The following is a 12,871-nucleotide window of genomic DNA, read 5'->3' on the forward strand; positions in this document are numbered from 1 at the left end:
GTTACACCTGCGTGGTCGCTGGCCGGACGGTGCCGGCCACCGGCTCCATGGAAGGGACATCGCCCGGGGCATCCTGCGTCACGGTGAACAGCCCGCGTCTGACGGAAGTCGTCCACTACGCCGACGGGAAACGGTCATCGATCGCGTACGACAGCAGCACCAGTATCCGTGTCGCCGGCGTCCTCGTGGTCAGGCTGTCGGGCCGGGTCGTCGAGGGCCGCGGTGCAGGGCAGTCGGCGCATCGGACCGTTGCCGCGCTTCCCGGCGAGCTGCCCACCGCCTGCCTGTTGTCCGGTCTGCGGGGCAGCGCAGGTGAGGCACAGCTGGAGATCATGCCATGAGCGGGGCTACGGTGGGCCTTCCCACCGAACCGATCGGCAGCATCCCTCGGCCCGCCGAGCTGCTCGCCGCCATGGCGGACCACGCCGCGGGCCGGATCGGCGACGACGGCCTCGCCGCCGCCCAGGACCGCGCGGTCGGCGACACCGTCCGCCGCCTGGAGAACATCGGCTCCCCGGTCGTCACCGACGGCGAGCAGGCCAAGCCCAGCTTCGCCACCTACCCCCTGACCGGCCTGAAGCATCTGGCACCCGATGGCGTGGTCATCCCGTTCGCCGATGGACACCAGCGGCAGCTGCCCCGACTGACGGCCGGACCCCTGCGCTACGGCGTGTACGCCGACCACTACCTCAAGGCGGCGCTCCGGCACGCGGCCTCACCGGTGAAGCAGGCCGTCATCGCGCCCTCCGCACTCAGCCTCCTCTACCCGCCCGACGGCATCGACGGCTACCCCCGCGAAGCCTTCCTGGACGACCTCACCAGCGAGGCCGAAGCGGACGTACGCCGGTGCCTGGACGCTGGAGCCCACCGCGTCCAGATCGACTTCACCGAGGCCCGTCTCGCGCTGAAACTCGACCCGAGCGGAAGCCTGCTCGAACAGTTCATCGACCTCAACAACCAAGTCCTGGAACGCTTCTCCACCACCGAACAGACCAGGATCGGCATCCACACCTGCCCCGGCGGCGATCAGGACTCCACCCACAGCCTGGACGTCGACTCCACGACGCTGCTGCCGGCACTCATGAAGCTCAAGGCCGGCGCCTTCTACGTCCAGCTGGCCAGCGAGCCGGACCCGGACAAGGTCCTCGCCGTCCTCGCCGAACATCTCCCTGACAGCGCACACGTGTTCATCGGCGTGATCGACCCGATCGACCCACGGATCGAAACGCCCGAGGAGGTACGCGACCGCGTCCTGGCCGCCGCCCGCTACCTGCCACTGGACCGTCTGGGCACCTGCGACGACTGCGGATTCTCCCCCTTCGCCGACGACACCTCCACATCCCGCGACACCGCCTTCGCCAAGATCAGAGCCCGCATCGAAGGCACCGCCCTGGCGAGCCACGCACTCGGCGGCTGAGAGAAGGCCCCCCGGCAACACCGAAGCCTGCCGGTGACCTGGAGCCGTCGTCGCATCGAGAAGCCGGAGCGAGAGGTGCTCCTGCCGTCTGCTCGGACACCGCCCGGCCCTGCTGTCCTGCGGCACCGCCCAGTGCCGTGAGTGGCGGATGACCGCGCTTACCCACGTCGGTTCTTCACCATGGCGTTGGGCTGTCGGAGGTTCGGGCCGGTGCCGGCTATATCGCTGTTGAGGGCATCTGACCGTTGCAGCAGGTTTGATTCGGTCGCGGACGGGCGTCTCCAGGCAGTCGAGGGTGACGACGGCAAGACTGGCCAGGCTGCGTTTGACGTGTGCCCGTACTTAGACCGTCTCCTGTGGTGAGGCGGATCAGTCGCTTGTAGCAGCACAGGGCGGCGGCAAGTCAGGCCAGGGTAGTTGCGGGGATCGCGTTCGTAGCGGGGGCTGAGTCTGCGATAGCCGGAGGGCACCGAGCTCGTCCAAGATCAGGCGGTGGAGCTTCCATGACAGCCAGGCCCTCATCCCGCTCGTCCGTGGCATCCCGCCCATCCGCTCGCGCCCTGGTCCTCGCCGCCGACGGCCCGGCAAGCCGCATGGAGACAAGGGCTACGACTACCAGCACCTGCGGCGCTGGCTGGCCTTCCGCGGCATCCGGCACCGTCTCGCCCGCAAGGGCATCGAGTCCTCACAACGCCTGGGCAGAAGCGGATCCAGGGCGTGTCGGGCGGGTCGCGCAAAATATCCGCGGTGATGTCCACGAGGGTCTTGCCGGTGCGAAGGGTTTCCGCCCGCATGGCGGCCAAGGCGTCCTCGTGGCTCAATCGCTGGCGCGCGGCCGGCGCCACGACCGCACGTGCGGTGCCGAACCAGTGGGCGCGCACACCGGCTCCGGGTCCCGGGCGGGCGGCCGGGACCCGGTGATGATCGCTTCCCGCACGGGCAGGAGCGCGGCTGCCACGGCATCGGCCACGACGGACGCCCGCCCCAGCCCCTCCTCGTCCAAGGCGCGGGGCCGTGGCCCCGGCAGGTCGATCGATCCCCGTACGTAGTCGCCGCAGAAGGGGGGAAGCGCGTACACCGATCCGACCCGCGGCAGGTTCTCGCGCATGGCCGCCCCCAACATGCGGGAGCCGAAAGCTCGTTACCGGGTAGCGTGTGCACTTGACCGGCTCGGCACGGCTGAGTCCGGCGGGACAGGGGAGGTCTCACGGGATGGCAGGCGACTCTTCGGTTCACGGCGGTGGGCTGTCGCGACGCGAACTGCTCGCGTCGTCGGCCGCCGCGGGTGGCGCGGTGTGGCTGTTGCGCGGTCTGGTCCGCCCGGACGGCGCGCACGCCGCCGACGCGGCCTCGGCGCCGCCGGGTTTCCCGGCCGGACCCGACGTCTACCGGCGCGTCTACGAGAACTGGGCCGGCGAGATTCACACAGACCAGTTGTGGACGTGCGCCCCGCGCCACCCCCAGGACGTGCTCGATGTCGTCAACTGGGCGCACGGCGCGGGCTGGACGGTGCGCGCGCAAGGCAAACGGCACGGCTGGGCCCCGCTCACGGTGGCCGACGGCACACCCGCCGCGACCCAGGTCATCCTGCTGGACACCACCGCACACCTCACCGCCATGTCGCTGGAGCGGCGGTCCGCCGACGGCTCGGCCGAGGTCCGGGTCCAGACCGGGGCCACCCTGGAGGATCTGCTGGCGTTCGCCGGCGCCGCCGGTCACGGCGTCACCGCGGCGCCGGCGCCCGGACAGCTGTCGGTCGGCGGCGCGCTCGCCATCGGTGCGCACGGTACGGCCGTCCCCGCCGCCGGCGAGAGCCCACCGCCCGGCCACGGCTACGGCTCGCTGAGCAACCTGGTCACCGAACTGACCGCGGTCGTCTGGGACGAGGGCGCCGGCCGCTACGTCCTGCGGACCGTCGGCCGGGCGGAACCCGACTGCGACGCGCTCCTCACCCACCTGGGCCGTTCACTCGTCACCGAGGCCGTCCTGCGCGTGGCCGCCGATCAGAACCTGCGCTGCCAGTCCTTCCTGGACATCCCGGCCACCGAACTGTTCGCGGCCCCGGGCACCGCGGACGGGAAGCGGACCCTGGCCGACTTCGTGGACCGGACCGGCCGGGTGGAGGCGATCTGGTTCGCTTTCACCGACAAGCCCTGGCTGAAGGTCTGGAGCGTCGCTCCGCGACGCCCGCTGGGCTCGCGCGCGGTCGACGAGCCGTACAACTATCCGTTCTCCGACTCCCTCCCCGAGCCGGTGGCCCGGCTGGCCGGTTCCCTGGTCTCGGGGGCCTGGGCGAGCGCGCCACTCTTCGGCCGGGTGCAGTACCTGCTGGCCAAAGTGGCGCTGACCGGCGACATCACCGACGTCCTGCTCTCCGACGACCTCGTGCGGGAGGTGCTGACCGGTGACGTCCTGACCCATCTGCTGGCGGGGGGGCTGCGGTCGGACCTGTGGGGTGCCTCCCGCAACCTGTTGGAGTACGTTCGGCCCACCACGCTGCGGGAGACGGCCAACGGCTATGCCGTCCTTGTCCGTCGCGCCGATCTGCAATGGGTGGTCAGCCGGTTCGCCGACTTCTACCGCACGCTGCTCGCCGAGTACGCGGCGCGCGGCGAGTACCCGGTCAACGGCCAGGTGGAGATCCGCGTGACCGGCCTGGAGGACCCGTCCGTCTGCGGCGTACCCGGCGCGCGGCCCCCCCTGCTGTCCGCGCTGCGACCGCGCCCCGACCGGCCGGACGCCGACACCGCAGTGTGGATCGACATCCTCTCCCTGCCGACCACACCCGCCCTGCACCGCTTCTACCGGGAAGTCGAGCAGTTCCTGTTCGCCCTGGACGGGGACAGGGCGACGGTCCGGGCGGAGTGGTCCAAGGGCTGGGCCTACACCGACACCGCCGCGTGGTCCGATCCGGACGTCCTCTCCCGCACCGTCCCCGCCGGCCTGCGCGCCGGGGGCGGCCCGGGCTGGGACGAGGCCGTCACGGTCCTGGACCGGCTCGACCCCCACCATGTGATGTCGAGCCCGTTCCTCGACACCCTGCTGCGCTGATCCGCGAGCGTGCCGGGCCCGGGCCGACGAATGCGGCCTCACCGGCGAGCGGGTGCGCTCCGCTGGGCGCGGCCGCGTCCGATCCCCCGGCGGGCCGGGCCGGGCCGGGCCTTCGGGCCGACTCCCCGTCCTTCAGGCGGCCGGGGTGGTTTCCCCCACCGTCCTACCTCGGCGACGACGACGCGGGCTGGAGGGCGTTCCGCAGGCCAGGCCCCACAGCTCGTCCCCCGTCTCGGCGAAGCCGCCGTTCTCGGCCCGGTTGTGCTTGCGCGTATCGGAGCATGCGCCGAGGTGCCCGGTCTTCTGCTCGGACGGGTCTTCTTGCCCGGTGCGCCGAAAGCTCAGGCGCGTAGTGCCGATCCGCTGGATCCGATCAGCCATGACCACCTTCGACACCGCGAGCACGCGCAGCCGTGACCGCGGCAGCGGTTCGTCGACCCCGCCGGGGCGGTCTTCCGCTCCCCCACCGTCGCCTCGGGCCGTTGCCGCGGTGGCGAGCAGGTCGCCCAGGCCGCCGAAGAAGGCCATCGCCGGGACGATCACCGCGCCTGCCTGCCGGGCCCGGCATTCCGAACCTGCGGAAACATCGTGTTCACGTCAAGTGGAATCGCCGGTAACACCCGCTTTCTAGTGTGACCGGCCGTGGGATCAGAGTCGTATACAGGGCCGCCGGAACGACTCACGACGGCCCGCACGGCTCCCCCGTTTCGCCGATGACGCCGCTCGGGGCTCTCCACCGCTTCACCTCACCCGCACCCGCACCCAGCCCCACCGGGAGACGTGGCATGAGTACAACCGAGTCACGACAGACGACGCCGGAACCGACGAAGAGCGCCGCCGGCAAGGCGGCCAACGAGACACTGGAGGACTACACCCTCCGTTTCGCGCCCCGCAGTTACCGCCGCTGGACCCCGATGGTCGTCGCCACGACGGCGCTGGGCGGCATCGCCTACATGGCCGACTTCTCCATCGGCGCCGGTATCGGCCTGGCGCACGGCACCGGCAACGCGCTCGTGGCGATCGCGGTCGCCGCCGTCGTCATCTTCGTGACCGGCTTCCCACTGGCGTACTACGGCGCGCGCTACAACATCGACCTGGACCTGATCACCCGCGGCTCCGGCTTCGGCTACTACGGCTCGGTCCTCACCAGCGTCATCTTCGCCAGCTTCACCTTCATCTTCTTCGCCCTCGAAGGCTCGATCATGGCGCAGGGTCTGAAGCTCGGCCTCGGACTCCCGCTCTGGCTGGGCTACCTGGTCTCCACCCTGATGGTCATCCCCCTGGTGGTCTACGGCATGAAGGCGCTCAGCAAGCTCCAGGTGTGGACGACCCCGATCTGGCTGCTGCTGATGGTCGGCCCGCTGGTCTACCTGATCGCCACCGACCCGGGCACGGTCGACCGCTTCCTCGCCTACGCCGGCACCAACGGCGACGGCGGCGTCAATACCGCCTCCGTGCTCCTCGGCGCGGGCGTGTGCCTGTCCCTCATCGCACAGATCGGCGAGCAGATCGACTATCTGCGCTTCATGCCTCCCAAGACCGAGGCGAACAAGCGCACCTGGTGGACCGCGGTCGTCATGGCCGGTCCCGGCTGGGTGGTGCTCGGCGCGTTCAAACAGGCCATCGGCGTCTTCCTCGCCGTGTACATCCTCGCCGAGGTCGGGCCGGACGTCGCTCCCGAGCCGATCCAGCAGTTCAAGGCCGCCTTCGACGCGATGATGCCGTCCTGGCTGGTGCTCCCGCTGGCCGTGGTCCTGGTCGTGATCAGCCAGATCAAGATCAACGTGACCAACGCCTACTCGGGTTCCCTCGCCTGGACAAACTCCTTCACCCGCATCACCAAGCACTACCCCGGCCGCATGGTCTTCGTCCTGGTCAACCTCGGTTTCGCGCTCGCCCTGATGGAGGCCGACATGTTCAGCTTCCTCAACAGCATCCTGGGCTTCTACTCCAACTGTGCCATCGCCTGGGTCGTCACCGTGGCCACCGACATCGGCATCAACAAGTACCTGCTCAAACTCTCCCCGCACGCCCCCGAGTTCCGCCGCGGCATGCTCTATGCCGTCAACCCGGTCGGTGTCGTGGCCTTCGTCGCCGCGTCCGGCCTGTCCATCGCCATGTACTTCCACGCCCTCGGCGACACCCTCCAGCCCTACTCCCCCGTCGCCGCCGCCGTCATCGCCTTCGTCCTCACCCCGTTCATCGCGATCGTCACCAAGGGCAAGTACTACCTACGCCGCACGGACGACGGCATCGACGAGCCCATGCTCGACCCGGACGGCAACCCCAGCGTCCTCACCCTCGACTGCCACGTCTGCCACCAGCCCTACGAGCGCCCCGACCTGGCCGCCTGCGCCACCCACGACGCCGTGATCTGCTCGCTGTGCCTCAGCACGGACAAGGTCGGCGACCACGTACTGCCCGCCACCGCGTAGACCCGCTTCCGCATCCGTACGGGAGGCGCCTTGCGACTGGCGGCCGACTGCTCCTCGCGGTCGTCCTCGCCCTGGTGTGGGTGCTGGGGGAAACGGAGCCGCTGCACGTCCGGACGCCGGCCGATCGCAGGGTCGCGCCGGTCCCGAACCCTACTGGAACAACAAGATCAGTTCGGTGCGGCCTGGCGCCTGCCGACGGCTTCCGCCGAGTGACCGCGGCTGTGGTCCGCCGGCCCGGCGGGCCGCAGCCGCGTACACCTGTGCTCCCAGAGCATGCGTGCCGACGGCTTTCCCCCGAGCCTGCCGCGCCCAAGGCGCGGGAGCCCCGCGGGGGTGATACCGGGACGGCGCAGGCGCTCGCCGACGCGACGATCAACTGGGCGGGGCCCTCCGGCGTCCGGGAGGCCAGCGGCCGCACCGGCCGACACGGGGAGGCGCGCCATCGGCTCGGCCCTGTTCCCGCTGCACTCCCGCGTCGTCCCCCCGCCGCCCCGGCCTTCCGGGCGGCCGACGGGGAGACGACGTACGCACACGACAGCCGCACGGTCGTCCGCTTCGGCAGCGCCACGCCCCCAGATCCCGCAACGCGGGACGACGACGTCGGTGTCCGGGACGTACACGGTGCCCGACGGCGCGGCGACGAGCAGCTGGTCGATGCGCTCCCACTCCGCCAGCGCCGCCCGGCCGCGGGCGTCGTCGACCAGGTCTTCGTGCCGCGAGTTCTGCCGCACGTCGAACCGGGCGTCCTCGAGGGCCGCCGCGACGGCGCCGGCGTCCATGCCCTTCGCCCGACGCCGTACGACACGGCGGCCGATCCGGGCCGGGTCGACCGGCTCGCGGGGCGTGGCGACGCGCGGGGCGAGCGGACGGCGCGCGGGGCGCCGGGGCGGCCGGGGCGTGGTCATCGTAGGCCTCAATTCGTGGTGCTGATTCGGGAGCGGGCCGCCGTCAGAGCGCTGTGCGGCGGCCCGCCGGATTGAGCCGAAGCTCAGGAGTCGTCACCAGCGGCACCAGCTGAGCTGGCGAATGGGGACGGTCGAGGCAGCCTGGTTGTCACACACGAGCCATCCGACTTGTCACAGACGCTCATTCAGCACTACGAAGTCCTCAAGCCACTGCTCGAAGACCACGTCGAGCGCCTGGCCAAGGCGATCGACCACTGTCAGTGACGGCATGCACAATGCGTTCATGAGCCACGACTACAGGCCCGGCGACGTGCTGTTGCTGGAGTGCCAGTTCACTGAGACCGCCGTCACCGGGGTCACCCGCTACCACGTGTCCGTGCGGTGGCCGTGGCTGGAAGTGGACCCACAGGCCGAGAACATCAGGTGGAACGGCCAGAGGGCGCTTCCAACGCCCGCGGCCCGCGAGTGGGAGATCTTCCGAACGCAACCGGCGGAGACCGCACTGAAGCCGGGCGATACCTGCCTGGTGGGAGTCCCAGCGACCATGGTGCACGTCCAGGCAGTCCACCGCTTCGATCCGCCCCTGGTCACCGGCATGCTGCCCCGGCCCGCATCCTACCTCGAGGTCCTGCCGCAGGGTGAAACCCACGACCCTTCCCTCGAGGACCAGGGCTACACGATTGATCCGGCCGGCGGCGAACCCATACGCATCGAGCTGTTCTTCCGTCCGTACGCCTTCCTCGAACTGGGTGATGAGGTTGCCGACCGGAACGGGCGCGCCTGGCGGTTCGATGCGGCCTGGCATTGGCACCCCTTCGACGGCGAACAGTCGGGCACTCCGACCTGGCCGCTGAAGTTGATCAGCCGCCATGGTGAGCCGACACCGAAGGAAGCCGGAGAGGTCGCCCGGGCAACAGCAGTCGACAGCCACTCGGACGAACTGGAGCGGTGGAGCGCACTCACTCACGCGCGACCAGCCGCCCATCAGCAGTAGCCCCCGCCGGTGACAAGAAGCCTGCCTAAGACCGTGTCCTACATGGTCTTAATCTCCTCTCCTTGGAGAACGCCGCTCTCTCCGGCCGCGAGGCAGACGCCCGCGTCATCCCCATGCACCGGACATAGAACGCACCGTCCGTCTGTCAGTGCCCCGGGGCACACTGTTGGGCGCAGTGCGCTCACGGTCGTACTGGTGACAGGGGAGGTCACATCGGATGCAGTCGGCAGCGGAAAAGGCTCGGGTGGGCGCGGCGGCTGAAGCGGCAGTCGAGGCAGCTCTCGCTGCCGCAGGCTGGGAAGTGATTAACCTCAACGGGTTGGCGAAGAACTTCCGATTTGCCGACCTGCTCGCGAAGCAGGACTCCGCACGGCTCTTTGTCCAGGTCAAGGGGACAACGACTAGCGAGGGGAAGTTCGGGGCCCTGCCTGAACGCGCGCAGGGCTTGGACAGTCTTGCTGAGCATCTCGACGCTATCGCGCTCTATGCACTCGTCCATCTGACACCGGAGGGGCCAGTCATCCGTTTCGGCCATGCCCAGCAAGTCGCCTCACTCGCGGTCGAGCGGATCGCCGCCTACCACGGCAAACTCCGCTACCACCTTTTCATCACGGACTTCATCTTTGAGGCTGTGGACCTTGCTGAGCTCGTCAAGTGACCGATAGCCAGGGCAGCAGCACAAAATCGGACTTGTTGCCTTGGAGAGTCACCGCGACGGGCGCCTGGCCTGCCGGTCTCCAGCCTGATGCAGGAGGTTAAGCAACAGGCAAAATGCGAGGTAACCGCCGAGCTCGACCCCGTGCTTCGCGGGTTCGATGGGGGCTTCGACAGCTGACGGGCGCCTGCGGCCTTCAAAGCCCCACCAGGATCGTGCTGCGCCCTGACCGGTTGCCGACTGGTTCCGCCCGACCACGCGCCAGCTGCTGCCGTGCCGTCGCCGACGTCTGGCGGGTCACGCGCCCTTCGCCCACGCCCAGGCCGTGAGCCGCCACTCTCTGTCCACTTTGCGAAGCGCCACCGTGAACACCGAGCCGGTTTGCGTGACCTGCTTGTCCTGCAGGTCGAATGTCATGGTCGCGGGAACGACGACGTAGGCATGATCGCCGGACACATCGACATGCCGTGGCTCATCGAGGGAGATGCGATACGCCGAAGCCCCTACGTGCTCACCCTCGGTAAGCACGTCCCTCCACCAGTCGTCGCTGGCGGTCGGCCCCTGCCATACATGCGGTGCCATCCCGTCGAGAATCTGCATGGAGTCAGCGCATGCTGCTCCCATCGCCTTCGCATCACCGCGGTTGAAGGCATCGACGTACTGGACCACCGCCGCCATGGGATCGTTCGACACCGCAGGTCTCCTCTTCTCGCATTACTCGGACCCTCCAGGGAGGCCCTTCTTCATCGTCGCTGGGAGTCGGGACCTCCGCCCACTACGCGTGGGCGTCTTTGGAGAGGCCGGAGCCGGCCAGGAAGGCGCGGGATCCGGCATTTCCGACGAAGGGGTAGTCGACCGAGTAGATCATGCGGTCGGTACCGAGGAGGTCGGTGCAGAAGCGCGGGTGGGGGCGGTGAACATGCCACTGGGCGTGTAGTAGGTGTTCTGGCGGACGTACTCGCCGGCACCCCGGCGGGCGGTACCGACCCGCGGTTCGGGAACGGGCCGCTCGCGGTCGTCGATGTCGAGGACGGCAAGGTGCTGGCGTACTGCGTCGGCGGCCTGGTCCTGGACGTGCCCGCCAAGAGCATCCCGGCCATGGTCGACTGGACGCTGCGCGAGGCCAAGCTCGGTCAGCCGAAGCTGTCCGGTCCGGGCAAGGACGCCGACCCGCTCATCGTGCTCACCGAGGCCGCGCTGGAGCGCTACGGCCTGCCATGAACTGGCCGCCGTGCGAGGTTCCCGACGGTCACCCGGTCCTCAAGGACCTGCCCCGTTTCCACATGCGGGGCCCCGGCGAGAAGCTGTTCGAGGAGGCGTTCGACTGAGCGCGGCCGATGACGGATGCCGAGTGCACCCTGCGGCACCTGGTCGGCATCGACGTGAACATGGCCTTCGCGGCCGGCGCGAACGGTCTGACCGTCGGCCTGGGCGAGGCGACGCACGTCAAGGCCCCCGCGTTCGACCCGAAGCTGCCCGGCTCCTGGCTGGTCGACCTTTCCCACGTCGACCTGTCCCGCGTGAAGGCCGGCAAGGAGTGGAAGGGCCAGACCGCCAGGCACGGTCGCAGAACCCGACTCGGTTCGAGAGCCAGCGCGAGGCCGAGATTGCCGTGCACCTGGCTGCCACCCTTGTGCAGTGGTTCGCCGCCGGCCTGGTCCAGCGGACGCCTTAAGTAACGATCAGCCACCCTCCGCCGGTGGCTCACCGAATAAGCTGGCCGGCCTCCGCCTCTGCGGCCGGCAGCGTATCCCACAGCCCCTCCCGCTCCGGCGGGCGCGTCCAGCCGTCCGGTGCCACGCTGAATGTGGGTTCCGGCCTGTGAAATGCGGAGGAGCGGACATGGAGATCAAGCCGCAGGCGGTCGCCATCCCCAAGGAGACGGACCATCTGGAACAGGGGAAGTATGGCCCCGTCTTTCCGAGGACTCCGGCCTGTTACGGGTTCACGATCATCGCCGACGTCAAGCCGGGCAGGGCCGAGGCGATACGGGAGCACGGCCGCACCCTGGCCAAGGCGCTGGAACAGGACCCCCACCTTCTCGCCCCGTTGAAGCTGCACTACCTGCGCTGGGTCCTCTTCGATAACGACACCCGGTTCATGTACCAGGGAATCTTCGACACCGACTTCGACAAGTACACCGAGGACGCCGTCGCCCTGTTCAGCAAGGCGGGCGTGAGCACCACCTTCGAGAACCTCGAAGGATTTCCCGAGGACTGGCGCACGAACCCCGAGGCGTTCGTGCGCTTTGTACGGGAGCACCACTGTCCGAGCTTCATAGAGTACGGAGAGTATCCGTACGTGACGGCGGACGAGATCAAGAAGGCTCTGCGGATCAAGAGCGCCCTGTCGGAGATGCTCGACCAGATGCAGTGAGGCTGGACGACATGAGCGAGGTCAAGACCGCACGCACGTACAACCAGCGGCACATCCCGCGCAAGTACACCCCTGGCGGGCGGCGGGTGAGCATCTACGTGTCCTGGAGCTATCCGGCGGAGGCCGGTCGCAACGCGGCCGAGCTGGACAACCGTTTTTCCACGATGACCGAGGTCAGGCGGGTGGCCTGGCCCGCGTACGAGGACCCGAAGTGGTCGGACCCGTACCGGTTCCAGCAGGGTATCGCCGGGTCACTGGAGCTGTTCTTCTGGGCCTGGGTACCGTTCCAGGAGTACGTCGAGGAGGTCACGGGACATCCCGTCCCGGTGTACCAGCGCATCGACCAGGCGGGCTTTTTCACCCCGCTCGACGAGCGGGTGCTCGGCGACACGGACGTGATGTTCGTGTTCGGGCTGGACCACGCGGTCACCGAGCAGGAGGCCCAGCCCGGGGAGATCGATGCCCTGCGGGAGTTCCTCGGCCGGGAGGACGCCTGCCTCGTCCTGGGCCCGCACCACGATGTCGGTTCCTCGGACGACCTGAAGGTCCGGGAGATGGAGTACCGCCACCACGGCGATCCCCTGGTGCCCCGGCAGCAGCGGTTCGCCACCTATGTGAGGGACTTGATGAAGGGCCTCGACGTGCCGGTCATCAACCGGTACGGGCTGCGTCCGGCGACGCGCGAGGGCGACCGGATCGCCCCGCTGTCCACGGTCCGGGACCTGGATTCGAAGGGCTGGCTGGAGGGGGTGACGAACTTCAACTTCCACATGCATCTGCCGCACTACGACGTGACGACCGACGATCCGGACGCCATCCGGGTGCTGGCCAGGCAGCCGATCGACATGTCTCGGCCGCATCCGTTCACCGAGGCCGGAAACGCGGAGTTCAACATGCTCCTGTGGATGCCGCCGAGCGGTGACCGCGTGGCCGATCTGCTGCTGGCGGACTCGACCATCTTCAGCTCCTTGTTCGGCGGGGACGACAGCCTGCGGAACTTCTGGCGGAACGTCGTCTCCAAGTAGAAACGGCGCGGAG

12 protein-coding genes and 3 pseudogenes are annotated in these 12,871 nt (G+C 69.1%); 10 read left to right on the top strand and 5 right to left on the bottom strand.

The window, feature by feature from the left end; translation table 11 throughout:
- Positions 1-83 precede the first annotated feature (83 nt).
- Positions 84-341, top strand: a complete 258-nt coding sequence (locus SCK26_RS00670; protein WP_318199236.1) for a hypothetical protein — start codon at positions 84-86, stop codon at positions 339-341.
- Entirely contained in the window at positions 338-1,417 is a 1,080-nt protein-coding gene (locus SCK26_RS00675; RefSeq protein ID WP_412080689.1) for a cobalamin-independent methionine synthase II family protein, read from the top strand. Before SCK26_RS00670 ends, SCK26_RS00675 begins: the two co-directional genes overlap by 4 nt.
- A 355-nt stretch (positions 1,418-1,772) precedes the next feature.
- Here the strand turns inward: SCK26_RS00675 and SCK26_RS00680 are convergent.
- A pseudogene (locus SCK26_RS00680) lies at positions 1,773-1,896 on the bottom strand (IS5/IS1182 family transposase); the annotation flags it as partial.
- A 20-nt stretch (positions 1,897-1,916) separates the two neighbouring features.
- Between SCK26_RS00680 and SCK26_RS00685 the strand changes: the two are divergent.
- Positions 1,917-2,120 (top strand): annotated as a pseudogene (locus SCK26_RS00685) (IS5/IS1182 family transposase); the annotation flags it as partial.
- A gap of 114 nt (positions 2,121-2,234) precedes the next feature.
- On the opposite strand, the gene SCK26_RS00690 reads toward SCK26_RS00685, so the two are convergent.
- Complete coding sequence (locus tag SCK26_RS00690) at positions 2,235-2,525, bottom strand: hypothetical protein (protein WP_318199237.1); 291 nt, start codon at positions 2,523-2,525, stop codon at positions 2,235-2,237.
- 104 nt (positions 2,526-2,629) lie between these two features.
- On the opposite strand from SCK26_RS00690, the gene SCK26_RS00695 reads away from it, so the two are divergent.
- Positions 2,630-4,468, top strand: a complete 1,839-nt coding sequence (locus tag SCK26_RS00695) for a cholesterol oxidase substrate-binding domain-containing protein (protein ID WP_318199238.1) — start codon at positions 2,630-2,632, stop codon at positions 4,466-4,468.
- A 132-nt stretch (positions 4,469-4,600) separates the two neighbouring features.
- Here the strand turns inward: SCK26_RS00695 and SCK26_RS37890 are convergent, their stop codons facing one another.
- A complete protein-coding gene (locus tag SCK26_RS37890; RefSeq protein ID WP_412080690.1) occupies positions 4,601-4,996 on the bottom strand; it encodes a hypothetical protein in 396 nt (131 codons plus the stop codon).
- A 257-nt stretch (positions 4,997-5,253) separates the two neighbouring features.
- Here SCK26_RS37890 and SCK26_RS00705 point away from each other — a divergent pair, with 257 nt between their 5' ends.
- A complete protein-coding gene (locus SCK26_RS00705) occupies positions 5,254-6,903 on the top strand; it encodes an allantoin permease (protein WP_318199239.1) in 1,650 nt (549 codons plus the stop codon).
- Between the two features lie 167 nt (positions 6,904-7,070).
- Here SCK26_RS00705 and SCK26_RS00710 read toward each other — a convergent pair whose 3' ends face one another.
- Positions 7,071-7,808 carry a hypothetical protein gene (locus tag SCK26_RS00710; protein ID WP_318199240.1) on the bottom strand — a complete coding sequence of 246 codons (738 nt, stop codon included), beginning with the start codon at positions 7,806-7,808 and terminating at the stop codon, positions 7,071-7,073.
- Between the two features lie 283 nt (positions 7,809-8,091).
- Here SCK26_RS00710 and SCK26_RS00715 point away from each other — a divergent pair, with 283 nt between their 5' ends.
- On the top strand, positions 8,092-8,802 hold the full coding sequence (locus SCK26_RS00715) for a hypothetical protein (RefSeq protein WP_318199241.1): 711 nt from the start codon (positions 8,092-8,094) through the stop codon (positions 8,800-8,802).
- Positions 8,803-9,019: 217 nt separating this feature from the next.
- On the top strand, positions 9,020-9,460 hold the full coding sequence (locus SCK26_RS00720; RefSeq protein ID WP_318199242.1) for a hypothetical protein: 441 nt from the start codon (positions 9,020-9,022) through the stop codon (positions 9,458-9,460).
- A 294-nt stretch (positions 9,461-9,754) separates the two neighbouring features.
- On the opposite strand, the gene SCK26_RS00725 is transcribed toward SCK26_RS00720, so the two are convergent.
- Positions 9,755-10,150 carry a YybH family protein gene (locus SCK26_RS00725; protein ID WP_318199243.1) on the bottom strand — a complete coding sequence of 132 codons (396 nt, stop codon included), beginning with the start codon at positions 10,148-10,150 and terminating at the stop codon, positions 9,755-9,757.
- 228 nt (positions 10,151-10,378) lie between these two features.
- Between SCK26_RS00725 and SCK26_RS00730 the strand changes: the two are divergent.
- The 3 genes and pseudogenes from SCK26_RS00730 to SCK26_RS00740 all read left to right on the top strand — a co-directional run.
- Positions 10,379-10,998: pseudogene (locus SCK26_RS00730) on the top strand (hypothetical protein); the annotation flags it as partial.
- 301 nt (positions 10,999-11,299) lie between these two features.
- On the top strand, positions 11,300-11,833 hold the full coding sequence (locus SCK26_RS00735; protein WP_318199244.1) for a hypothetical protein: 534 nt from the start codon (positions 11,300-11,302) through the stop codon (positions 11,831-11,833).
- Between the two features lie 11 nt (positions 11,834-11,844).
- Positions 11,845-12,858 (top strand): hypothetical protein, encoded by a 1,014-nt coding sequence (locus SCK26_RS00740; protein ID WP_318199245.1) that lies wholly within the window; start codon positions 11,845-11,847, stop codon positions 12,856-12,858.
- The last annotated feature ends 13 nt before the right edge of the window (positions 12,859-12,871 follow it).

The organism is Streptomyces sp. SCL15-4 (genome assembly GCF_033366695.1).
In the GTDB taxonomy this organism is placed as follows: domain Bacteria; phylum Actinomycetota; class Actinomycetes; order Streptomycetales; family Streptomycetaceae; genus Streptomyces.

Coding starts and splice junctions, on each gene's coding strand:
- SCK26_RS00735 (WP_318199244.1), top strand. CDS start 11,300: ATGGAGATCAAGCCGCAGGCGGTCGCCATCCCCAAGGAGACGGACCAT.
- SCK26_RS00720 (WP_318199242.1), top strand. CDS start 9,020: ATGCAGTCGGCAGCGGAAAAGGCTCGGGTGGGCGCGGCGGCTGAAGCG.
- SCK26_RS00695 (WP_318199238.1), top strand. CDS start 2,630: ATGGCAGGCGACTCTTCGGTTCACGGCGGTGGGCTGTCGCGACGCGAA.
- SCK26_RS00710 (WP_318199240.1), bottom strand. CDS start 7,808: ATGACCACGCCCCGGCCGCCCCGGCGCCCCGCGCGCCGTCCGCTCGCC.
- SCK26_RS00690 (WP_318199237.1), bottom strand. CDS start 2,525: ATGCGCGAGAACCTGCCGCGGGTCGGATCGGTGTACGCGCTTCCCCCC.
- SCK26_RS00705 (WP_318199239.1), top strand. CDS start 5,254: ATGAGTACAACCGAGTCACGACAGACGACGCCGGAACCGACGAAGAGC.
- SCK26_RS00740 (WP_318199245.1), top strand. CDS start 11,845: ATGAGCGAGGTCAAGACCGCACGCACGTACAACCAGCGGCACATCCCG.
- SCK26_RS37890 (WP_412080690.1), bottom strand. CDS start 4,996: ATGGCCTTCTTCGGCGGCCTGGGCGACCTGCTCGCCACCGCGGCAACG.
- SCK26_RS00715 (WP_318199241.1), top strand. CDS start 8,092: ATGAGCCACGACTACAGGCCCGGCGACGTGCTGTTGCTGGAGTGCCAG.
- SCK26_RS00675 (WP_412080689.1), top strand. CDS start 338: ATGAGCGGGGCTACGGTGGGCCTTCCCACCGAACCGATCGGCAGCATC.